The organism is Nitrospiraceae bacterium, from assembly GCA_035623075.1.
GTDB lineage: Bacteria > Nitrospirota > Nitrospiria > Nitrospirales > Nitrospiraceae > DASPUC01.
On record DASPUC010000004.1, the window covers coordinates 29,819 to 51,582 of the forward strand.

General features: G+C 54.5%; 29 protein-coding genes. 17 read left to right on the top strand and 12 right to left on the bottom strand.

What is annotated here, in order from left to right:
* Window position 1 precedes the first annotated feature (1 nt).
* The 9 genes from VEI50_01030 to VEI50_01070 all read left to right on the top strand — a co-directional run bounded on the left by VEI50_01030 (window position 2) and on the right by VEI50_01070 (window position 8,942).
* Complete coding sequence (locus VEI50_01030; protein ID HXX73694.1) at window positions 2-1,282, top strand: FAD-dependent monooxygenase; 1,281 nt, start codon at window positions 2-4, stop codon at window positions 1,280-1,282.
* Window positions 1,283-1,291: 9 nt separating this feature from the next.
* Window positions 1,292-2,056, top strand: a complete 765-nt coding sequence (locus tag VEI50_01035) for a hypothetical protein (protein ID HXX73695.1) — start codon at window positions 1,292-1,294, stop codon at window positions 2,054-2,056.
* Window positions 2,053-2,775: a TPM domain-containing protein gene (locus VEI50_01040; protein ID HXX73696.1), complete on the top strand. Its 723-nt coding sequence runs from the start codon at window positions 2,053-2,055 to the stop codon at window positions 2,773-2,775. The genes VEI50_01035 and VEI50_01040 overlap by 4 nt, the downstream gene beginning before the upstream one ends.
* Before the next feature lie 8 nt (window positions 2,776-2,783).
* Entirely contained in the window at window positions 2,784-3,443 is a 660-nt protein-coding gene (locus tag VEI50_01045) for a hypothetical protein (GenBank protein HXX73697.1), read from the top strand.
* Window positions 3,444-3,657: 214 nt separating this feature from the next.
* On the top strand, window positions 3,658-4,812 hold the full coding sequence (locus tag VEI50_01050; GenBank protein ID HXX73698.1) for a PDZ domain-containing protein: 1,155 nt from the start codon (window positions 3,658-3,660) through the stop codon (window positions 4,810-4,812).
* A 176-nt stretch (window positions 4,813-4,988) separates the two neighbouring features.
* Window positions 4,989-5,555, top strand: a complete 567-nt coding sequence (locus tag VEI50_01055) for a hypothetical protein (GenBank protein ID HXX73699.1) — start codon at window positions 4,989-4,991, stop codon at window positions 5,553-5,555.
* 193 nt (window positions 5,556-5,748) lie between these two features.
* The gene (locus tag VEI50_01060) at window positions 5,749-6,162 is read left to right on the top strand and encodes a DUF4864 domain-containing protein (protein HXX73700.1); all 414 of its coding nucleotides are present in this window, start codon (window positions 5,749-5,751) and stop codon (window positions 6,160-6,162) included.
* A gap of 156 nt (window positions 6,163-6,318) precedes the next feature.
* A complete protein-coding gene (locus VEI50_01065; protein HXX73701.1) occupies window positions 6,319-7,023 on the top strand; it encodes a carbonic anhydrase in 705 nt (234 codons plus the stop codon).
* Between the two features lie 299 nt (window positions 7,024-7,322).
* Entirely contained in the window at window positions 7,323-8,942 is a 1,620-nt protein-coding gene (locus VEI50_01070; GenBank protein HXX73702.1) for a radical SAM protein, read from the top strand.
* A gap of 273 nt (window positions 8,943-9,215) precedes the next feature.
* Here the strand turns inward: VEI50_01070 and VEI50_01075 are convergent, their stop codons facing one another.
* A complete protein-coding gene (locus VEI50_01075) occupies window positions 9,216-9,659 on the bottom strand; it encodes a DUF5069 domain-containing protein (protein HXX73703.1) in 444 nt (147 codons plus the stop codon).
* A 3-nt stretch (window positions 9,660-9,662) separates the two neighbouring features.
* A complete protein-coding gene (locus VEI50_01080) occupies window positions 9,663-10,337 on the bottom strand; it encodes a DUF3386 family protein (GenBank protein ID HXX73704.1) in 675 nt (224 codons plus the stop codon).
* A gap of 183 nt (window positions 10,338-10,520) precedes the next feature.
* Here VEI50_01080 and VEI50_01085 point away from each other — a divergent pair, with 183 nt between their 5' ends.
* The gene (locus VEI50_01085; GenBank protein ID HXX73705.1) at window positions 10,521-10,847 is read left to right on the top strand and encodes a hypothetical protein; all 327 of its coding nucleotides are present in this window, start codon (window positions 10,521-10,523) and stop codon (window positions 10,845-10,847) included.
* Window positions 10,848-10,853: 6 nt separating this feature from the next.
* Here the strand turns inward: VEI50_01085 and VEI50_01090 are convergent, their stop codons facing one another.
* Together VEI50_01090 and VEI50_01095 are read right to left on the bottom strand one after the other, a co-directional pair.
* Window positions 10,854-11,150 (bottom strand): ATP-dependent Clp protease adaptor ClpS, encoded by a 297-nt coding sequence (locus VEI50_01090; GenBank protein ID HXX73706.1) that lies wholly within the window; start codon window positions 11,148-11,150, stop codon window positions 10,854-10,856.
* A gap of 34 nt (window positions 11,151-11,184) precedes the next feature.
* Window positions 11,185-11,871 carry a hypothetical protein gene (locus VEI50_01095; GenBank protein HXX73707.1) on the bottom strand — a complete coding sequence of 229 codons (687 nt, stop codon included), beginning with the start codon at window positions 11,869-11,871 and terminating at the stop codon, window positions 11,185-11,187.
* Window positions 11,872-11,901: 30 nt separating this feature from the next.
* Between VEI50_01095 and cax the strand changes: the two genes are divergently transcribed.
* Window positions 11,902-12,975 carry a calcium/proton exchanger gene (cax, locus tag VEI50_01100; protein HXX73708.1) on the top strand — a complete coding sequence of 358 codons (1,074 nt, stop codon included), beginning with the start codon at window positions 11,902-11,904 and terminating at the stop codon, window positions 12,973-12,975.
* Between the two features lie 4 nt (window positions 12,976-12,979).
* Here the strand turns inward: cax and VEI50_01105 are convergent, their stop codons facing one another.
* Window positions 12,980-13,189, bottom strand: coding sequence for a hypothetical protein (locus VEI50_01105; GenBank protein ID HXX73709.1), 210 nt, complete (start codon window positions 13,187-13,189; stop codon window positions 12,980-12,982).
* 112 nt (window positions 13,190-13,301) lie between these two features.
* On the opposite strand from VEI50_01105, the gene VEI50_01110 reads away from it, so the two are divergent.
* Entirely contained in the window at window positions 13,302-13,661 is a 360-nt protein-coding gene (locus VEI50_01110) for a hypothetical protein (GenBank protein ID HXX73710.1), read from the top strand.
* A gap of 203 nt (window positions 13,662-13,864) precedes the next feature.
* Here the strand turns inward: VEI50_01110 and hemW are convergent, their stop codons facing one another.
* Both hemW and VEI50_01120 read right to left on the bottom strand, forming a co-directional pair.
* Window positions 13,865-15,001 (bottom strand): radical SAM family heme chaperone HemW, encoded by a 1,137-nt coding sequence (gene hemW / locus VEI50_01115; protein ID HXX73711.1) that lies wholly within the window; start codon window positions 14,999-15,001, stop codon window positions 13,865-13,867.
* Between the two features lie 2 nt (window positions 15,002-15,003).
* Window positions 15,004-15,270: a hypothetical protein gene (locus VEI50_01120; protein ID HXX73712.1), complete on the bottom strand. Its 267-nt coding sequence runs from the start codon at window positions 15,268-15,270 to the stop codon at window positions 15,004-15,006.
* Window positions 15,271-15,569: 299 nt separating this feature from the next.
* Between VEI50_01120 and VEI50_01125 the strand changes: the two genes are divergently transcribed.
* The gene (locus VEI50_01125) at window positions 15,570-15,893 is read left to right on the top strand and encodes a hypothetical protein (GenBank protein HXX73713.1); all 324 of its coding nucleotides are present in this window, start codon (window positions 15,570-15,572) and stop codon (window positions 15,891-15,893) included.
* Window positions 15,894-15,903: 10 nt separating this feature from the next.
* A complete protein-coding gene (locus VEI50_01130) occupies window positions 15,904-16,596 on the top strand; it encodes a hypothetical protein (protein ID HXX73714.1) in 693 nt (230 codons plus the stop codon).
* A gap of 122 nt (window positions 16,597-16,718) precedes the next feature.
* Here the strand turns inward: VEI50_01130 and VEI50_01135 are convergent, their stop codons facing one another.
* The 3 genes from VEI50_01135 to VEI50_01145 form a co-directional block, all read right to left on the bottom strand.
* Window positions 16,719-17,048, bottom strand: coding sequence for a hypothetical protein (locus VEI50_01135; protein ID HXX73715.1), 330 nt, complete (start codon window positions 17,046-17,048; stop codon window positions 16,719-16,721).
* 330 nt (window positions 17,049-17,378) lie between these two features.
* The gene (locus VEI50_01140) at window positions 17,379-18,260 is read right to left on the bottom strand and encodes a formylglycine-generating enzyme family protein (GenBank protein ID HXX73716.1); all 882 of its coding nucleotides are present in this window, start codon (window positions 18,258-18,260) and stop codon (window positions 17,379-17,381) included.
* Window positions 18,260-19,009, bottom strand: a complete 750-nt coding sequence (locus VEI50_01145) for an iron-containing redox enzyme family protein (GenBank protein HXX73717.1) — start codon at window positions 19,007-19,009, stop codon at window positions 18,260-18,262. Before VEI50_01145 ends, VEI50_01140 begins: the two co-directional genes overlap by 1 nt.
* A 59-nt stretch (window positions 19,010-19,068) precedes the next feature.
* Between VEI50_01145 and VEI50_01150 the strand changes: the two genes are divergently transcribed.
* Both VEI50_01150 and VEI50_01155 read left to right on the top strand, forming a co-directional pair.
* Entirely contained in the window at window positions 19,069-19,353 is a 285-nt protein-coding gene (locus VEI50_01150; GenBank protein ID HXX73718.1) for a hypothetical protein, read from the top strand.
* Window positions 19,354-19,443: 90 nt separating this feature from the next.
* Window positions 19,444-19,680 carry a DUF2007 domain-containing protein gene (locus VEI50_01155; protein HXX73719.1) on the top strand — a complete coding sequence of 79 codons (237 nt, stop codon included), beginning with the start codon at window positions 19,444-19,446 and terminating at the stop codon, window positions 19,678-19,680.
* Between the two features lie 6 nt (window positions 19,681-19,686).
* On the opposite strand, the gene VEI50_01160 is transcribed toward VEI50_01155, so the two are convergent.
* Window positions 19,687-20,112, bottom strand: a complete 426-nt coding sequence (locus VEI50_01160; protein ID HXX73720.1) for a hypothetical protein — start codon at window positions 20,110-20,112, stop codon at window positions 19,687-19,689.
* A gap of 143 nt (window positions 20,113-20,255) precedes the next feature.
* Here VEI50_01160 and VEI50_01165 point away from each other — a divergent pair, with 143 nt between their 5' ends.
* On the top strand, window positions 20,256-20,840 hold the full coding sequence (locus tag VEI50_01165) for a hypothetical protein (protein ID HXX73721.1): 585 nt from the start codon (window positions 20,256-20,258) through the stop codon (window positions 20,838-20,840).
* 42 nt (window positions 20,841-20,882) lie between these two features.
* Here the strand turns inward: VEI50_01165 and VEI50_01170 are convergent, their stop codons facing one another.
* Window positions 20,883-21,731, bottom strand: a complete 849-nt coding sequence (locus VEI50_01170) for a hypothetical protein (protein ID HXX73722.1) — start codon at window positions 21,729-21,731, stop codon at window positions 20,883-20,885.
* Window positions 21,732-21,764 lie beyond the last annotated feature (33 nt).

The following is a 21,764-nucleotide window of genomic DNA, read 5'->3' on the forward strand; positions in this document are numbered from 1 at the left end:
AGTGGCTTCACAACTGGAACAAGCCGACGTCGTGGTGGTAGGGGCTGGTGGGGGAGGCGCGGTACTCGCACTCGCGCTTGCGCGGAAAGGCCTCCGCACGGTCGTACTCGAGCAGGCTCCTGGGCCTCCAACCGGATTGCGAGGCGAGATTCTCCAACCGAATGGACAGCAAGTCCTCGATCGTCTCGGCGTCTTGCAGTCATTACCGCCCGACTCGACGAAGACGGTCCGTCACTTTCACTTTCTTCGGACCGGTGGCCGCCGTCTTTGCAGCGTCGATTACGGAGAGTTGCCCGCTCCTTATAATCGAGCCATCGTGACCTTGCCGAACGTCGCTCACCACGCAATTCTCGACGCAGTACAACGACAACCGTCGGTCTCGTTACAGTACGGGACCTCATTTACGGGATTAGTGCGCGAGGGGGCGAAGGTGGCGGGAGTCAAGGCTCAGGCACAGGACGATCAGCTGACAGTAAGGGCCAAGGTCGTGGTCGGCGCCGACGGGGCCTTCTCAAAAGTCCGTGAGGCGCTGAAGATTCCCGCCGATCTGTACTTGTATCCCGACGCGTACCTGATCGCGATTCTGGAGAGCGCAGACCCACCCAAGGACTCCTTCTACTATGTCGGCAGGCACAAGATTCTCGGTCTGTTCCCGGCCGCCGGAAACAAGGTCTATCTCTTCTATATGATTCGCAGCGGATCGATGGAAGCGGTCAAGGCGCGTGGAATCCAGGCGCTCCGTAAGGAATGGATGGAGATCGATCCCCGATTTGAACCGGTGTATGCGAGCTTGAAGGATTGGGATCAAACGGCCTACTTGCCGACCGGACGAGTGAGGACGTCCACATGGGTCACGGATGGCGCGGTCTTAATCGGCGATGCGGCCCATGCCATGAACCCCCACGCCTCGCAGGGACGCATGCAGGCGATGGTTGATGCGATGATGCTGGCGGATATCTTGCCGGGCTGTCTGGCTGACGACGATTGCTCGGCCATCCGACTCAAGCCGTATGAAGAGATGAGGCGCCCGCAAGTCACGATGTTGCAGCGATTGGCGGATCAACAAGTCTTTTACTGGAACACGGGAAATCCGGTGGTCGCGTTCCTGCGCGATCGTGTGTTCCATACGTTGGATCGGAACGCGCGCTTGCGGTATCAAGTCCTATCGACGACAGCAGGCCTTCGGACGACGGCACCGTTAAGCTTGATCGATCGAGTGATCGCGGCGGGATTTCTGCCTGACATATGTGCCCATCAACGGCCACAACACTCAGTGCAGTAACGAGGAAAGATGGCGACGGCGGAACGAATCATCGAAGGCCTACCGGACGAGACGCAGAAGCTGCTGCATGCCTATGTGAAGGATGTGAAAGCGTTGTTCGGTGAGCAACTGGAAGGAGTGCTGCTCTACGGGAGTGCGGTGCGGGGTGAGTTCCTGGTTGGAAGATCGAACCTCAACCTTCTGTTGCTCGTATCCTCGTACGATCAAGCCGTGCTGAAAAAGTATGGCGCCCTTCATCGGCGTTGGAGTAAGGAACACGTCCTGGCGCCGCTTTTTCTTACGGAAGAGGAGTTGCGTGCATCTGCGCCGGTATTTCCGCTCGAGTATTTGGAGATCCAAGAGCAGCATCGAGTCCTGGGCGGCCGCGATCCCTTCGTCGGTTTTCGTGTGGACACCGCTCGGCTCGTGGTCGAAGTGCGGCAAGGACTCATGGCATCGTTGTTCCGTCTCCGGCAGCGGTATGTTGAAGGAAACGCCACGGACGATGCAGCGTTGGTCCTCATGTCACTGTCCATCACCGGCCTGTTGCCGTTACTCCGGGGAATTCAACGGATACAGGGTCGCTCAACCGTCTACCAGTCTGATGCTCTCATCAAGGAGGTGGCGGAACACTTGGGTCTGGATCTACAGGGAATGCAGGACGCACTGCTGCTGAAGCGAGGACAGATTTCACCAGGGCATAAGGAGATCCCACGATTATTCGAGCGATACCTCCAAGCGGTGACAACGTTGACGAACAAAGTGGCCGAGCTTGGTCGAGGCAGCCATCCATGATGATGTGGAGCGTTCTTCCCATTTTGGTCGCGCTCTTTGCTGGAAGCGCAGTCGCAGCGCCCTATGAGCGGCCCAAGATACAATTGCCCGATCCGCGGGGGTATGTGTCGGACTACGCCGGTGTTCTTGATGACGACTGGAAGGCCAGAATCCGGTCTGTATGCCAAGATCTCGAACAAAAAACCGGTGTCGAGATGGTCGTGGTCACGGTATCGACGATCAAGCCTTTTGCGTCCGCGAATGACTATGCCGCTGCAATCTACGAAAGATGGGGAATCGGGTCAACACAGCAGGAACACGGAATATTAGTGTTACTAGCAGTAGAAGAACGGCAAGCCGCGATGACGCTCGGACGCCAGATGTTGCCGGTCATTACACCCGCTGTCATGAATCAGGTCGGAAGCGAATATCTCCATCCCTCTATTGAGCTTGGGCATTTTGGCGAGGGATTGTATCGAACGGTTGTGGCTCTTGCATCTCCGGCGCAGGAGGTCCGCGTCGGCTCGACTGCGCATCGACACCTCAAAGGGCTCGGATTGTGGATCACGCTCTTGACCAGCCTCGGGGCCCTGCTCTTTTTCTGGTGGATCAGCCGGCCGGACTTGCGGCATCCGTATCGAAGGATTCAAAAAGGTGAGTACTGGGGGACGGGCCAGGGCGGGTTCGGCGGGAATTTGGGTGGATTTGGAGGGGGGACGAGCGGCGAGGGGTACAGATAGGGTGGCCTGTGCGAGCAGTGTTAATCCTAACAGTTCTTTCGATTGCCGAAGTTTTGTCCGCTTGGACGGATGAGACGCTGGCACAGGTGACGATCACGAAAGTCCCGGTCAAAGTGACGACGCAGACCTTCGACCCACGGCGGCCGCCACGTACCATGCCGCCGTTGACACCGCCGGAAGAGGCGGTGTGCGCCTCTGATTTTCTTTCCGATGCGAGTGTTGGAGGACAGGCTGAGCAGATAGATGCAACACACGGAAAATTGAGGATCAACCAGGTGCGAGTCACGCTTCAGCTCGACATCACCATCTGGTTGCCGAAGAATCCGCCCAAGACGACGGTCGACCATGAGGACGGGCACCGGCAGATTTCGGAATATTATTATCGGAGCGCTGAGATGGTCGCTCAACGGATCGCAGAACGGTATGTCGGAAAAGTCATTGATCTCAGTGGACGTGATCTGCGTAAGCTTGCCAGTGCAGCCCTCAAAGAGGCAGGAGCGGAGATTACCAGCGAATACAACAAACAGATGCCGGTCGAAACGACGCAGGCCCGGTATGACAGCATAACCGAGCACAGTCGACGCGACATTCGGGTGGCTGATGCTGTTGCTCTGGCGTTGAAGGAAACGTATCCGTTTCGTCCTGCGGCCCCTCCGCTCCCACCCTGAACCCACACCCAGCAATCATTGGGAAGCAAGTGATGAACCCTCGCATGACAATGCGATCGATCCTAAGGAACGACCATTGAGGACGAGTATCGGCTCTGCCTTCCCTATAGACTTTTTCCCCCCAAGCAGCCATCTAGCCTCTATCCGGCTGTCAGAGGTAAAATTAATCGTGTAATTCTTCAGGAGCGTTTTGGCCGTGACTGGAAGGAAGCGTATGGAGAGAATACTGATCGGTCTTCTCTCTCTACTGTCACTATCAGGCTGTGGCGTTCTACTTCCCTACATGTACGATGCGCAGAAATTAGATGACGGCTTGGTTCTTTCCATGCCGAAGGAACAGGTGTTGAAGAATTTGGGTAAACCAGACCGCGTCGTTCAGGATGATGGGCAGCAAATAATCTGGGAGTATCGGTTCTATCCAAAAGGGGAGTGGGCCGGGTATTTGGCCCACTGTCCATTTTTCCCGAACTGCTACTTCCCGGCGGAATCCGCGAGCCCGTATTTCGTGGTTCTGCAGGACAATCGTCTCTGTATGTGGGGGACTCCGAATACGGTCCGTCCCTTGGTTTCGTGGGCCTGTGAAAAGGGTGCAAGAACAAACAGAGAAAGTTCCGTCAGGCCGAAAATCCTGGTCTCAGTGATTCCGGTCTTCATGCCTCCGCCTATCACGCCGCTGCCTCAGCGTATTGCGATCGTCCCCACCGCAGGATCCATCGACAACGAAATCAACTCATGGCTGGACCTCACCCTGAATTTCTTGCGGTCTCGTCACCGGGAATTAGTATTGGTCGAACGGGAGGATTTGCGAGCGGTGCTTGACGAGGTGGGTATTCAATATGGTGGACAGGTCGATGACGATACTACGATTCGCGTGGGTAAACTTGTCGGTGCGGACAGTCTGTTGACCTATCGCTTGATCCTGCCGGACGATACTCCGTCGGTGTCCGCCGCGTTCGAACTGCGCTTGTTTAACGTGGAAAGCGGTACCACAGTCTTCCGTCAAATGACGTCGGCAAAGCAATCTTTCTCCTCTGAAGCGGCTGCGGTCACAATGCGGCTGAATACGCCAAAACCTCTCACTCGTCGTCCGGCGATCGAGGAGGCTGCCGCCTATGGATTGGCTGCTCTCACGGCGGCTTTTGGCGATAATCCTCTGGGGGTGGTCTCTGACTATACCTGGACCGGTGAGGGAATAAAGCTCATCGATGTCCTCCAAGGAGGTCCGGCCTTGCGCGCGGGGCTCAAACCGGACGACCAAATCCTCAAATTGAATGGTCAGCCGTTAGGCAGTTGGGCGGACCCGGTCTCGCTCCCCGCACAGCTGACAGTCAGCCGCGATGGTGAGCCCCTGGAGATAAGCATCAGATAAATCTCGGCTATACAGGATCGACGACATCGAGAATCGACGATCGGGGCTTAGACAATTTTCGATTTCGAAGCCTATAGGGTAGTGGTCCAAAACAGTTCTCGAGCTTGTCGAAAAACCTTCCGGATCTGCTCTCCAGTACTCCGAGAAATTGCAAAGGTCCTCTGTGACCATATGAAGTGTCCAAATCAACGGCTTTGATCGAAATGGTGCAAGAGCGACGATCGCTAGGCGGAATATTCCAAAGTCTTTTCCCTGCGCTGATCATCGTTTTTCTGATTGGGGCGGGGTGTCATAACGCTTCAGGATTCGTCGAAGGCACCACGATTGGCATCGCGGCGCATAACCCGAACGCATTTCCCGTGATTTTCTTCAACACGTATACAGGTGAGGGGCTGGCGACATTTCCGGAAAATGAATGGACCACTGTGGATGTGACGGGCATCATTCCGGACGGTGTCAAAGCGATCTACCTCTCCGGTCTTTTGATTATTACGCACGGCACGTTGGAGGAGATCTGCAATCTGACGTTGGCCTATCGCGATCAGGGAGAGACAGGGGATTATCCCTACATCGCCCAGACCGTTGAGACGGTGGTCAATGGTGGAGCGCGCACCCCACACTCGATCTGGGTTGCGGCCCATGACGGTAAGTTCCAGATCAAATGGCGAAGATCGACGACAGGCAATTGGCCTGAGAATTGTGCCTATGGCATCAATCTCAACCTTGCCGGATACCTGCGCTAGATCAGGCGTGCTTTACAGAGTGTTTTGATGTGTCCCAAAATCCTCCCGAGAGGCCGTGTGCTGACTTGAAATATTTCGCTAGGCTCTGAATAGAGTGGAGGGTGGTCCAGAAACAAATCATTTTGAACGAATTCCAAAACAGTGATATTGACAGCGGAAACAGGGAATTGTCTTCAACGAAGGACGAGACCGAATGCGAAACAAATTGGTCATACTGGTACTTCTCGGCGGCGTCGGCTGGTGGTTTTGGGGGAGGACTCTGGAACCAGTCCGAGTGATCTGCGCCCAACTCGAAGCGATCGACAGGGCGAACTACATGCAGGCGTACGACTACCTCAGCTCGGTGGCGAAGTGGCAACTGACGGCAAACGATTTCGAGGCTCTCGCTCGGGCAACCAGTGTAGTCTCGAAAAATTATGGGAGCACCTTCCTCTCGCGGAACGTTGAAAATAATGTCGCGACCATCAGCGGCACCCTTGAGGGCTTGGATGGGCAAGTCCGCGAGGTCCGCTATACCTTAGTCAAGGAAGGTAACCGTTGGTTGATTCAAAGCTTCACGTGGCCATCGCCACCGACCGCTGGGGAGATACGGCCAGGGAGTCCATAGCAGTCGATTTTGGCATAGCTAAGTAGCTACTTAACGTTCCTTACATCTCGCGGACTACAAGATAGAGAAACCTCAGCACGGCCGCGTGCAATGTCAATTTGTGTCAGCCTGCAGCGAAATTGTCCAACCTTTTAGGTTTGAGGAGGGCATCGCAAAATGCCAAATCCAACACGTATTCGTGCAGATGCCACTCGGAGACAAATTCTTCAGAAGATGCTATCAGGCGCGATTGTTGGGGTTGCCACTCAGGCTGGAATCGGGCTGGCTTTTCCTCAAAGGAGTTATGCCCAAAGGGGTCTGAGCCCCGAGGCAGCTCTGCACCAATTACTCGCAGGCAACCAACGGATGGTCGCTAATCAGCCAACATCGATTGAGCACGATCTGGTCATCCTGAGAGAGCACACCGTCGATAAACAAGAGCCCTTTGCGGGAGTACTTGCCTGTGCCGATTCTCGCGTACCTGTGGAACTCATTTTTGATCAAACGATTGGCCACATCTTCGTCACACGAGTAGCCGGGAATATGGTAACGCCCGAGGTTATCGCCGGCCTCGAATATGGAGTTGCGGTCCTTGGGATCAAAGTGCTTGTCGTGCTTGGCCATAGTGGATGTGGGGCAGTAAAGGCAGCGATGAACGCCAACGCGGCACCTGGCCAAATCAGCGCCTTGTACCCGCACCTTCAGCCAGCAGTGGAACGATCTGGCGGTAACCTTGGTAAGGCAATCGAAGCCAATGCACGGGTTCAGGCTGACTTGCTGCGTACTTCCTCTCCAGTCATCCGGGGCGCGATCAAGGCTGGCGAACTGAAAGTGGAAGCTGCTGTCTACGATCTTGCTACCGGCAAAGTTACGGTGAGCTGACCCCCGGCTAAGATGCAAAACCCGTTGTTTCTGAACATTCGAAATAGAGTAATGAATTATTTAGTTTTCAAAGACATTGGGAAATTCAACTCTTCGAGGTTTTAGGCTCATCTAAAAAGGGACCTCACACTACTCTTTTCCACGGGCTTCTTGACGCTCACCCTTTGCAAGACCGCCATAAGATGATATGGTGCGTCTGAAATTGACCCTCGCTTCTCTTCATTCCTGACGGTCACTCCGCGCGTACCGCCTTAACGGTTCTTCAACGTATCGCAAAGGGAGTTTGTCTGCGTATCTTTTTGATCCACGTTCGTGACCCCCAGTTTTATGCCATTCCGGCCAAGGGCCGAGCGAAGAACGGCAATCTTCGCATCATGGGGTTTCCTCCCATCGGCATCATGTCGCTGTCTGCGGTCTTGAAACAAGCGGGGCATGACTGTGTGATGTTCGACCAGGCCAATCCCGATACGCCGAACGAGGTCATTGTACGGACAATCAATCACGACCAGCCGGATCTGGTGGGTCTTAGCTTTCTGAGTACCACGAGCTACCCCTACGCTAAAATATTGGCCAGACAAATTCGCGCGAGTAATCCGAAGGTGAAGCTGGCGTTTGGGGGCGTCTTCGCCAGCCTAAACGCGCCGCTCGTGAAGCTGCAATGTCCGGAAGTGGATTTTGTGTGTCGTGGCGATGGAGAGCAGCTGATTCTTGACCTGGTCGGACGATTGAAGGATCCCGAAGGCGTCTTCGGCCTCACGTGGATGAAAGATGGCAAAGTGGTGCAGAACCCCGGACGCCTGGTCGAACGCCATCTGGACCAATGGCCGTTTCCAGACCGGGACAGCCTGATGTTAGATTTCATCGAGTCGATGCCGCTTGATGTTCCTGCCGTGCTCTCCATGGAACGCTTCACTACCATGCAGACCTCCCGAGGATGCCCCTGGCCTTGCGTGTTCTGCGACATTCCCATCTTTAATGAAGGGAAGTGGCGTGCACGCAGCGCACAGCATGTCGTGGCAGAACTGAAGCATCTTGAGGAGCAGGGGTACGGATCCGTGTATTTTGTGGACGATCATTTTCTCCTTCAGCCCAAGCGCATCGAAGCCATCTGCGGCGGTATCGTAAAGGAGGGACTCAAGATCCAGTGGGGCATCGAAGGGCGAGTGGACTCCGTCGCCCAGCACCTGTTTCCTGCCATGGCTGAGGCCCACTGCCGGACGGTCATGTTCGGGATCGAAAGCGGGAGTCAGAAGATCCTCGATCGCCTGCACAAAGAGCAGACGCTGGACGAGGTCCGAACAGCGGTCACCAATGCCAAGCAAGCTGGCATCGAAATCGTGCACGGCTTTTTTACGGTCGGCAATCCCGATGAGACAATTCTCGATATGAGGGCGACCTTCGACTTTGCAGCGACATTGCCCCTGGACACGTTTGGCTTCAATCGGCTGTGTGTCTATCGCGGGACGCCTTTGTGGCAAGAATATGTGAAGCGCGGATTAGTGAACGAGGTCACGGACTGGTACAAGTATTTTAAATGTTCTGAGATTGATCCGACCTGCCTGCCGGGGGAGACCATTAACCAAGTTAGGCAAGAAGGTCTCAAACGACTGTTTCTCTACAAACTCACGCGGTACCCCCTTCAAACGTACAGGTTATTGCGTCGTTTCCTTCGGTATATGCCTGCACGTGACGTCCTCTATCTCATCATCAAACCGTTTCTCGGACAAACAAAGGGAGCCACAAAAGCAGAAGTGCTGTCGCGAGCGGTGGAGCACGCCGATATGAAAGACGCAGCGGCGCAGCTTACGCACCTCACCGATGACATGCTGCACCAAATCCTCAATGCCTCGCGGGCCGAGCGCCTCCGTATTCAACAGGAAGCGAATGGAGCCCGTGAATTGCCGGTTATCGCAACTTAAAGGCATACCGTATTCTGGATGAGTGCATCCTATGAACCGTTTGTGCTCATTTTGTGCTCAACTCCACCTCACTCCAGCCTACTCCAGCCAACGTTCGAGATTTCGCTAAACCTTGGCTGGAGTGAGCCTGAGTGAGCTGGAGTAGGCCGGAGTAGGGTCAGGGACACGGTTTCCTAAACCGCGGCTCCGTTGTGCAACTTTGTGATGTGGACGAGGGCGATACGATCCCTCAAGAGCTGCCTTGTGAGTGCTTGAGGGTCTTGGCACAGGTCGCTAGTAAGGTGCAACTGTCCGTCGAGGGACGATCCGGCCTTCTTCGAGGTCTTGCAAGTCGGACCAGGCGTTAAGGTCGGTTCGTGAAGGATCGACGGCGTTGCGGCACTTGTTGAAGTACTCCTGCTTTTCTGGTGTGCTCGGGCCCCGATTCAACATCATCCGATTCCATTCTTCGAGTTCTGCGGAGACGTGGGGTTTCGCTACCCTGCGGAACCACTGGGCCACATCCTCATCGGTCGGATTGGCTTTGACCGTCTCCGTGAATTGGGTGTCAGTGATGCCGGCGAATTCCATCAGCCTGAGGTCCATCGGGCAGGGGTAGATGTATTCACCTTCGGTGCCGGCCAGCACGGCACGACATTTGTCGATCATGCGCGCAAGGTGCACGTAACCTTCCAACTTGAACCGCATGCTCCGCGGAAAGCTCTTCCTTAGATCCATGGCCTATAGCAGGCGATGATTCGCAAAGGTCAAGCTCTTCACGATCACTTGGCCGTTCTCGAAGGAAATGATCCGGCGAGTGGCCGGGAGGTCGGATGCACCGACGCGCACATGCGTGTCGGTAAAGCTTTCGACGTTGTTCAGCTTGCCATCTGCGGGCGAATAGTAATAGACGGTATACTTCGTCGTTAGGTTCTTATGATCTTGAGTGACCGCGCTTTCTTCCACGTTGATCGTGAAGGCAAAGGGAGCCATCCCATGATGAGCCATCGTGCGATTGATCTGCGTGATCCGGTCGTTCTTGAGGCGATAAAATGAATTCGATCCGTGGATGTTGAGTTTCGTACCGAGCGGATGGCCGTCTTCCTCGGCTGTCAAAGTATATTTCCCATCCGATTCTTCAAAACTGCGCGGGCCCCGATGCACAGCAATCATGCCGAGTTGTTCCTGCGCCCACTTCTGCACGTCGCCGTCAGAGAGTTGAACCGACACCTCACGAGGGCCTTTCACGATCACCGGCCCGCTTGTCTCTTTTCCGTTGATGTTCACGGTCAAATCGGCCGTAAACCCTTTAAAGTCTGGTTGCCAGCGGGCCGTCTTTTCAAAGGCTCGACGCAGCAGGTCGCGGGCATGAGGATCGTCGGCAACTGTGGTCTCTGGTTTGTGCTGGTGTTCCATGGTCTGGCCTCCTTGCTGAAATCACGTCGTCGTTCAAACAATCGTCGCTGAATTATACCCACGCAAGAAAAGAGACCACAAGGAGGTCGGACGCTGGAGGTAGTTAATTTGGCCTAGAACAATTGTGTTATTTCCGCTATACTGCGCGCCGCGCTGCGCCGAAAATCGACGGAAAGGATGGGCATGGAGAGACGTGCTGCCTCGCACACAGAAGAAGAAGAAATGAATCAACGCCGCCGACTCTTGAATGCGGCGAAAAAAGGCGATCAGAAAGCCATCAATCGACTCTTTGAGCTCTATCAGGTGCGTATTTTTAGCGGAGAGATGGTCAATAAGCTCAATCGGGCTGCCGGGTTGCACAAGCTCAAAGGGGCTCAACAGAAGTCGATCAAAGGGAAGGTTGCCTCGAGGGTGAAAACACGATCAACACATGGAAAGGGTCGTCCTAAGGCTGCGAAGCCAAAGAAATCGAAGAAATCTCACAAACCCAAGAAGTCCAAGAAGCGCTAGCCTGCCCTACTGGACCGATACCTTCAGTCCTCCTGCACCCAGTTTGGCCGCGATGTCATCCGCCTCCTTCAACGTTCCGGCGAACACCACCGCCTCACCGTCGTGGTCAATCTTCCAGGCCAGCTCGAATGCTTTAGACGAACTCATTCCCGGAATGCATTGGCAAAATAGGGTAATCACTTGCTGGTAAGTGTGACAATCGCAGTTATAGACGATAACTCGCGCTTCCAACCCATCGCCGGTTCCGGTCGTCGGTGTTTCCGCCGCATGTGGAACGGCTAGAGGGGGGGGCGTCGTAGCCATACGGGTGGAATTCTAGCAGACTTCTGGTAAGGGATTAATATCCTTGTCTCACCAGCAGATGGTTGGCCCATTTACGGCCATCTCGCCCGGCTGAATGCTCAAACAAGGCAAAATGGGCGGAGGAATCTGTGACCGTCTGGAGACCGTGCCTGTGGGCGAGGCGGTCGGTATAAACCAGAGAGGCCGAGGTTTTGATCAATGCCAGGCCGTACTCAAACCGATACCCTTGCTCGACCGTGAGGGGAACGGAGCTGAGCGCCTTGATGTCTTCCACTTGTAAGGGATATTGCTGAAATGCGGGCCCCATCAGGTTGAGGAGAGCTGCGGCTCCCGGTACCGTTGTCTTTCCGATCTGCATACTGTGAGTGAGATCGAAGAGTCCTCGCTGAAACCGACGGTCGTGGCACAGGGCTTGATGAAAGTGCCTGCGCCACGTGTTATCAGCGAGATCACGATCAATATCGGCGATGAGGTCGTTCGTGAGCGGGCCACTCACGTCGTATCCCTGGACGAGGCGGCTGTTGGCGACGAGGTCGGGAAAGTCCGCACCCATCCGATCCTGAAAGGCGGTCATGCCCGCCGTCGGCGTCAGACGCAGCGCCATGAAATCACGAAAATGGATTGTAGCGAATCGTGCCAGCAGCCGATGCAGCGTCTCCGGATGACACAGGTGAAACGGGTAGTACAGGGCATCTGGTTCGAGCGGCGGTTTCATCGACAAACGCCTGGCATCATGCTATAGGGGTTGCTCGTGCGACAAATCTTCACGTCTTGGCTCGATCTCCTGCTCGTCTTTGTTCCTGTCACGGTGGGGCTCGAACTGCTGCACGCCGATCCGCTGGTCGTGTTTCTTTCCTCAGGGCTCGCGATTATTCCCTTAGCCGGCTTGCTTGGACGTGCGACAGAGCATCTCACGTCCCACGTCGGTGCTGGAATAGGCGGATTGCTTAATGCCTCGTTTGGCAATGCTGCCGAGCTGATCATCGCCTTGGTGGCGTTACGCGGTGGATTGCACGATGTAGTGAAGGCTTCTCTCACTGGGTCGATTCTCGGCAACGTTCTCCTCGTTTTAGGGGCATCGATGGTTGCTGGCGGGGTGAAATACGAGCGACAGAAGTTTAACCAAACGGCGGCTGGAATGGGAGCCAGCCTCTTGCTGCTTGCTGCGGTGGGACTCATCATTCCCGCCCTATTTCATTTTACTGCGGCAGATAGCGGTGTCGCCATCGAACAACAGCTGAGTCTGGCGATTGCTGTTGTTCTGTTTACTATTTATGTCCTGAGTCTCATGTTTTCCTTGAAGACTCATAAGCACGTGTATAGAGGTGAACCTCATGCTGCCGATGATCTTGGAGAAAAACCATGGAGCAGGAACAAGTCGATCATGGTACTGGCCGGGGTGACCCTGTTGATCGCAGTCATGAGCGAGATTCTGGTCAGTGTCTTGGAGCCAGCGGCCCATCGTCTGAGAATGACGCAGCTATTTGTTGGGTTGGTTCTGGTCGCATTGGTCGGGAACGCGGCAGAGCATTCGACCGCTGTCATCGTCGCGCTGAAGAATAAGATGGATCTGGCACTCGGGATCGCGGTTGGGTCAAGTCTGCAAATCGCGTTGCTGGTCGCTCCCGTTTTGGTCTTTGCTAGCTATGCGGTCGGGTCGCCGCTCGATCTCATCTTCACACCCTTTGAAGTCGCTGCGGTCACGATCTCTGTCGTGATCGTCGGTTTCGTCGCGGTGGATGGCGAGTCGCACTGGATGGAAGGGGTCATGCTGGTCGGAGTCTACCTGATGCTTGCGATGGCCTTTTTCTTTCTACCCCCCTGACAGCTCACCACTTGTCCATGTCGATGACTTCGGTCGCATCCCACAAATTCTTCGACTCGGCTTCTGCCAGCGCCTTGAGGCGATCGGTCTCTGTTTCGTCGCCGAAGGTCTTCGACGCACCTGGTTTGGCGCAATCGGCGGCGGGATCAGCTGCTGGTTTGGGAGCAGCCGGCGACTTCCGTCTCCGCTTCGTAGGATCCATATTGACCGGCATCCGAACCTCCGTACAGGACGAAACTAGTTTCCACCCTGACCAGTAAGAATGTCAATGTCGGGGAAAGCCGGTCATTGACGCAACGCCGGTCGGTTGTTACAGTCGTCGCCCTATGCTGGATGCGAAAATCTGGTGGCCGCTGTTTCCTCTATTACTCCTGGTCGTGATTGTGTGTCTGACGTGGGCGCTCGTTCTCGTGGTTCGACGAGGCACCGATGCGAAAGCACGATGGCTCCAAATTGGGGCATTCGGCTGTTATGCTTTAGCAGCCGTATCGGCCATCGCGAGCGAGCGTGGCTTGGTTTCGGCGAACCTCCACCGGCCGTTTTCGTTATTGACGCAAATCTGCCTGTTGCTCGCATTACTGCACCATTGGAAATCGGGGCATCGTTCTCTACGATGGTTGAATGGTGTGGCGTGGGCTGGGATTCTGTCTGACGCGGCCTTGCACGTACTGATGGTCCGACACTGACAGGATGCTAAAAAGGTCACCCTTCATACTCACCACTCCGAGCGCGTCGAAACGTGCTTTGCTCGGCGCGTTGTTCTGGCACCCCTTTTCAAATCGGTGAAGCGTCGTTCGTGAAGCGTATCTCGCAGGTTGAAACCGAGGCATGAGCGACGAGATACGACTGACGAATTCAAGGACGGTTTTTGAACATCCTGTTCCATCATCTAGAAGAGCTTCTCTGCAACGGTATCGGCATATTGGCGGCCCTTGGCCGTCAGTCTGCTCTGGGTTCCTTCATCTTCGATGAGTTGTTGCGCACGCAGTCCCATCAATGTCTCGCGATGGCCGTAGTGCAAGGCGTGTGCTTCGAGCGCTTGTGTGGGAATCCCCTGGACCAGACGTAACCCAAAGACGACGGCATCGCGAAGCCGTTCATGGTCGGACAGCTCTGTGTAACCTTGGACCGGCAGACGATGTTCACCCAATGCGCCGTTGTATGCCGTCAAGTCAGCGATGTTTCCGAAACGGCTTCCATCGACGTACGACTGGGCGCTCGGACCAAGGCCAAGATAGGCCCCATTGGTCCAGTACAGAAGATTGTGTCGGCAGACATAACCAGGCTTTGCGTAGTTGGAAATCTCATATCGTTGGAAACCCGCTCGGCGGAGGAATGCGTCGGCCGTTTGGTCCATCTCGACCTGTCGTACTTCATCAGGAGCTGCAATGACCTCGCGCGCGATGTTCCGAGCCAGCGTCGTTCCTTCTTCTATCGTTAACGCATAGCAGGAAATATGAGCGGGATCGAGCTGAACGACACGGTCAAGAGATTGTCGCCAGCTTTTCAGGGTTTGTCCGGGCAAGCCATACATGAGATCAAGATTGATATTCGTGAACCCCGCAGCGCAGGCCCTCGCAACTGCACGGATGGTGTCCTCGGAGGAACCGGGTCGCCCGATTGATAGAAATTCCCGGTCGTCCATGGATTCCGCGCCAAAGCTAATTCGGTTGAAACCTGCTCGAACCAGTCGTACAAGGTCTTGTTCCGAGACCGTTGCAGGATGGGCCTCGATTGAAACCTCGGCCTCGGGAATGACCACAAACGCCGCCCGAATTTCTGTCAGGATACTTTCTAGTTGATCGGGGGCAAGTGTCGTCGGCGTTCCGCCGCCGAAATAGATGGATTGGATCGAATGGGTTGCTGCAAGATCCTGGGCGCCATAGAGACGGATCTCGCGCCGCAAAGAGTCTACAAATGTACCTGCACGGCCGTCCCTGTAGGTTTCCAGATAGAAGGCACAGAAATCACATCGTTGGCGACAAAAAGGGACGTGGAGGTAGAGACCAAGCGGCGTCTGCGACATGGTTAAAGATTGAACGGTTGTGGTTTGGAGAAGTCTCTCGACAGTACAATCTCAATTTCATCAATGGGAGACTTGCCTCGATTGCGGATGTGGGCATTCCAACCCGGATGTTGGCGCAGTGACGCAAAGAGGGCCTTGATGACATCCGGTTTCACTCGCGATTCCCAATCGCGAGTCCAAACCATGTGATCTTCGTCGCCCTCGTATTCATCGGGGAACGCAGCTTCCAAACTGAAGTGAAGAGTGAAAGTTTTTTCTTCCTGATACATGACTCCTCGACGGGGCGTTGCGCCAACCTCAGCCGCAACCCTATAATATGGCATCACGAAGGAGAGTTGCGATGCCTATCTTCGAATATGTCTGTCAGGATTGCAATCATCGATTCGAATTACTGGTACAAGGCTCGACGATCGTGGCCTGTCCGCAGTGTAAGGCGACTACGGTCGCGAAACAATTCTCTGCTTTCGGGGTCGGAGCCACGACAAGTTGGGCCACGTCGAGCGGACCCGGTTCCTGTGGGACCTGCGGGGACCCTCGCGGGCCAGGTTCGTGCTCCATGAATTGAAGGATGATGGAGCCAGGCGAACAAGCTCTCCAGCGTGCGATCAGTGCTATCTCACAGTCGGATCCTCTGATCAAATTGCTCGAGCAGGTGAGGATGGGTCGGATGCAGCGTTCCGATGCAGGCCTCCGCGCCATTGCAATCGCGTGGTTGGGCACGTATCAAAAAGTCATCGAAGCAGGCGCGCTGTCGCGGCAAGCTCTTCGGAGGCTCGATCCCACACCTCGGCTGACAGTTCTTATTGAAGAGGGAATGCTTCCCAGCGATCATCATGCTGTGACAGCGCTCCGTTCTAGTTTTGAATCCGCCCTTCAACGTGCCGCCGAATGATGGCACAGCCGTGAAGACTCTGGTCCTCGGAGTTCTGGCGATTGTTTCTACGAGCGTGGCCATCGCGTGGGGACAGGAAGTCGCGACGACGCTGCCGCTTCTGGTGAGCAAGGCGACAGATCTCCGCACCATTCTTCCTCCTGACACGCATCTTCTTATCGAAACATCGGCGATCGAGCAATTTTTGGTCGAGCTCGATGGAACTCCGCCAGCGTGGGCAACAGTGTACGGGCACGGGCACCATGACCCGGGCCACGATGATCGCTTATTCAATCTGAATCGAGAACGGGATGGGTTGAGAGAGGGGAAGCCTGCGTTGCAATGGTCTATAGCATTTGTGTGGCCAGGTGCACTGTCTCATTATGAGTTGGCAAGCGGGGGGTTCAGCGTCGCCGTTGGTCCCAAGTTTAACCCCACGCGCTGGGGAATGGTCCGGTTCAAGCCGGAAGATCTGCCGGGCAACCTTCTGGCGGTTCCGGATCCAAGGACGCGGGACATGTTATTGCGAGATTTGGAGACCAAACAGGCCATCGACATCACTGTAGTCATGACGGGTCGGCTTATCCCTCAAGAGTCGATCGTATACGACTTTTCCCACGACGAAGAAGGTCTCGGGCTCATCATGCCGGTGGTGCGGATTGAGAGAATTGACTATTTGCTGGAAAGAGGAATTGGTGAGGGTGCCAGCCGTTCAACGAAGTGACCGGTGTTGCGCGGAAGACAAGCAGTGAGCTTACGTATGGTAAGTGAAGCACTCATCCACGCGCGGGAAGGACTATGTGAAACGCTCGTACGCCAGAGTACGGGAATTCGTTCTGTCAACCTTCAGTAGTGTTCAACTCGTCCTGGCTCACCCTCAAATTGACCTGTGCAGTAGTACCCATCTCCTTTAACACGCCGGATTGCAGCGAGTAATGAGTTTGGGTGAACCTTTCCGGCTATCATGGTCACGTACACATGCCCTCGCATCGTTTGGAAATCTACTTCCGTAACGCCTGGAACATGTTTCAATTCCTTCTCAAGGTCCATCTGATAAAACCCGCAGTACTTTCCGCCGAGTCTGATATTTACCGTCTGCTGCGCCGCTTCGGTTGCGCCAGAAAAAATAACCGCCCCGAGAGCGACAAGAAAGGCAAGATTCAACCAGTGTTTCATAACGACCTCCTCCCGCTGAGTCCACGCCTGTGCTGAGCCGCGCGGAGTCCTAACCTCCTAAGTAAAAAATTTACCACGTTTTCAGTATTTGTCTTGCCAACGGCCTTCAGGAATCGAGGAGGTATTCGCTGCGATGCTTGACCTATAACTTATTGCTGTAGCAGAGTTTTTTCGGATGAGCGGTCTGTGCGCATCCGCTCTATTGTGTTTGTGGTGCAGGCAGAATATCCCGTATTCTGGAAAAAGGAGCCACATGACTCTTTTCCTCGGAGCATGGGGTAGCTTCGAATATATAGGAGCTTGTGTGCGATCAGCCGGCAGCGTCCAGCTTCAAAATGCATCATTCGCGCAGCGAAATCCTGTTCCGCTGGGGCGACTGTCCATCGTACCCCAGTCACGGTCGGTCGTGCGCAGGCTCACTGCTGGTTTCAGCCACGATCCGCCACGCATGGATTTAATGGCGCCGCGTTCCGGACCGAGTGGATCAGAGAGGGGAGCCGATCGATAGTAATTAGGGTCATACCAGTCCTGTACCCATTCGGCAACGTTGCCAGCCATGTCGTAGAGGCCGTACGGACTGAGACTTTGAGGGAAACTGCCGACAGGCATTGTTAGTACTTCCCCCTTGATGCCTTTTTCCTTGGCCAGCCTCGCGCCTTCGCCCCTGATCCAGAAGGCTTCCCAATCAGCGCCGCTGTTGAATTCAACCGTGCGTTCCGCCCAGTAACTGGCGCTATTGGCTTTCGCGAAGTCCCAATCGTTTCCCCAGGGATAACGCCGTGCGTCAGTTCCACGTGCCGCTTTTTCCCATTCCGCTTCCGTCGGCAGACGTTTCCCCGCCCAATGGCAATAGGCAACGGCATCATTCCAACTCACGTTGACGACTGGATGGCGCTCAATCCCCGCCATTGAAGTCGCGTTGCTCCAGAGTGTCGAGGATGGATTGGCATTCTCAGGAGTGCGGTGGCCCGTCGATTTGACGAACAAATGGTAAGCTTCATTGGTAATTTCATGTCGATCGATGAAAAAACTGCTCAGATACACACGACGCTGCGGCTGTTCATCGGGAAGGTTATCAGTACCAGCAGGAGATCCCATGAAGAATTCCCCTGCGGGAACCAAGGCCATGTCGTCGGGTATGTCCGAACTAATTGCCTGCTGATGGCTGATGATTACGAAGAGTGTCAGCGTGCCGAGGATGCGGCATATCATCAGGGCTTCTTAAGTCCGCAGGCGATGGCGACGGCGTCGCGATAGGCCAGCCAAAGCTTCAAACTTTTCTTGAGGCAACGGAGGACTGCCTGTTGCCGGCCGCGGGCTGTGGATTGGCCTACCACCATGTTGTACGCATCATGCCGATGCCCAGCTTCGACCATTTGATGGGAGCGGATGAGATCCATATGATCTGGTGAAAGGCCATGGAATTGCACGAGAGGATGATGTTGGACTGTGGATTCAATTTCTTCAGTGGTTTTCGGTTTGGACGGCTCAAGGATCTCCTGCCGGTCTTTTACGCTGCCTTCAACAAAAATTGTGAGCGCTGCGGCGCCGATTACCCAGTCCCTGTGGCTCGATACACGGTCGAGCCAAGCGCGGTAGGCGCGACTTGCCGGCAACAAACGGATCGCGTTAAAGGAGTCGGCCTGAAAGCCCAATCCCTCCATCATGGATAAAAACAGCTCCGGGTGTGACTTGCCGAGCGATAACCCGCCGGTGTCTTCCTCGTAAATGTTTTCCGCCAACATGCGACGCACGGAGGCCGGAGGGTTGCGCCCGTGAATCCGCGCGAGAAAGACGGGGAAATCACGGACATAGACTGCATATTCTTGCTGAAAATGGACACGGAGTTGGAGCGTATCCAATTTCCCGCTGGCGAAGGCAGGCCATGCCCAATGGTGTTTGCAGTCCATGATGCGCAGGATTTCCTCTTGAAAATGATTTTTAGTCAAAGGACGCGTCATCGTCTCTTGCCTTCCCTCATGAGAGCCAGCTACACTTTTGTCGTCGTGAGCGTGATGGTATGAATCAGATTACTGTGCAAAACCCCGACGAGATTCTTTCTCTGTTGGCCGATGTTTCATTGCGTGGGGACGGGTTTACGTCCGAATGCCTGATGGACTACGTGCTCGATGAGGGTTTCACAGAGCCCATCTATCTGAATGCCAGCGGAGAAGATCCCTTCGCCTATTATAAGGGTCAGCCGAATGCCTGGGCGGTCTATCAAGTTCGAGAATGGAAACGGGTACTCACGATTTCAGGAGGCCCCGGCAAACAACGTCGTGTTCAAATTACGGAGACTCCTTGATCGTCGATCAGTGTATGTGTCGAGGCGAAAAATTGCAACGAAATCGCGAGCTCTTGCTCCCGATGTATCGATGATAAAGGAAAGCAATCGATGTCGATGATTCGTTTGACGGAGCCTCATAGCTTGGGAGAGCTGGCCATCGTCAAGAGCTTACTGGAGAGCAATGGAATTCCGTATATCGTACACCATGAACATGTCAGCAGTTTATATCCCGGTATTCCCTTTCTAGGTACCATGGTCATGGTCGACCCCGTCGATCTGTCACGTGCAGAATTATTGTTGAGTCGGCTGCGATTGGAAGTGCGAGATGTGTCCAGCCAGGCCTAGGGCGGCCTAGCTTTGCGGCCGTGGGGTATGCGGGTTGGGGGGAGCTTGAGCCGGAAGGCGTTCCCCCGATCCTTGGAACCAACCGCCGACGAGCGTACCTTCCTCAAAGTACAGATAGCGGTGTTTCACTACCGAAGTGTTTTCCCAATCTTCAAAGATCCATTCCTCTCGACGGATACCGTCTTTCGTGAAGGTGGTATTGATGGTTTGAGGTCCTCCCCAGGCCTGTAATACTTGTTCTTTCGACATCCCGACCATGACCCGATGTTCTGCGATATGTTTTTGGAAGTTTGGATCGCGCAGTTGGGCAACAAGCGGCCATACAACCATGAGGAGTACGAAGACCCCGAGTCCTGCATAAATTGTGAGGCGAACAGGCCGCTGGCGGAGGAAGGGGGTCGGTTCGAGGGTGGCAGGGGTCGTTGCATCCATATGGTGATTTCTGCGGGTGCTTAAACGGCAGTCAGATTCAGTCTGACGCATGCTAGCAACGGTGCTCGAGAGGAGTCAAGGACGAGAGCAGGTTTCCATCTATAAATCATGGAGATAAGAGTGAGGGCTATACTTAGTCTATTATGGCGATGATTGACGAATATTCGATGCGGGCAAGGGCATATCTCACCGTTCCCATGCTGTGCCTGGTGGGAATTCTGCTCTTAGGATGGTTGCTTCTTGGGTTTGTTCATGAAGCCTATGTGACGGCCATCTATTCCTACGTGGATGAGCAGGGCATGGCTGTCATGACGGACAACTTCAATAGCATTCCGGAGCGATACCGATCCAAAGTGAAGATCACGGAAACGTCGCCATCTTCTCATTCGACAGGCTCGCCGCTGGCGAATCTCCACAACTCCTTTACCCATTTGTCGAAAGATATGTTGAAGGGCATGAATGGACTGATACCGGACATTCCGGGCATGACGAACTATCAGTCGCAGATCCTGACCTATGCGGGGCTGATGGCGCTCGTGTGCGTTATCGCCATGTATATGAGTCGTGGCCAAGTCACGAAATTTCTTGCGCTTTGGTGTTTGGTCTTGTTAGGGCTCGCTACCCCGGTTTTGTTATACGTTTCCAAGGATGGTCCTGTCGAGGTCCTGAAGGGTAAGGCGGGAGAAATCCAAGAGAAACAACAAGACCGGCTGAAGTACGCTCAGTAATTTCCTTTCTTCTATTCTCTCTCCTAATTCAATCCGTGAGGGTTAATCCGCATAGCTTGGGACAGGAATTTTCTTTGTCTTTGGAGGCGGGGGAGTCAGCTGTTGTTGAGCGAATTCTTTGGAGTATGGGTTCAGGATGGGGTCATGAGTGAGACGCTGGCGCTGTTTCACGAGGTCGACGCTCTGGGTGCTGATTTCAATCCGATCGACTGGCGCTTTGGTAGTCAGAGGATCGGGAAGCCCCTGGAGCGAAAATAGCTGGTAGGCGAGCGACCAGTTGAGAGAGTCCTTCCCTTTCTCCTTCACTATAAACCGGGCGTCTGCTGACGGGTTGCCTTTGAACAGGAGAACCCAAATGTTTGAACGAAAGGCGGGAGTACGGGAATCTTCCGACGGCTTGAACTCAGGGACAAGCGAGGGAACTTGCCCCATCGGAACCGGAGGTGTGAACTCAATATCCACGAGACGAACATACAGGGTACGGTTCTCGTTTTGGTCGTTGGGATCCACGGCATAGCTGAAGGAATACCGGATATCGATTCCCTCTCGTTTGAACGTGTATACATCTTCGCCATTCTCGGGCGAGACCATTTGCCGAAAGTATTTTTCCCAATCCGCTATCGAATAGTAAGTGAAGACGCGCAGCGCGGACTTGCGGTCTCGGACAGCCTGCGGTTTACCGAGCTTCTCATGCAGTTCTTGTTGAGTGAGCCCAAGAAAGCCGTCCTCAAAATAGGGTGCCGCCTGAAGGCAAAACGGAGCACTCCAACTACGCACAATGAACAGAAAAAGAATAATTGGCAGACAGTTGATGGGTGAAGTTGGACGCAGGAGCAAGGCTTCTCTCCAGCAGGTGCTGGCCATCGTATCGGCGAGAAAAGGGCATGTCAAGGTGGAAGCCCCGCTCTTGCTTGCTGGTCACGA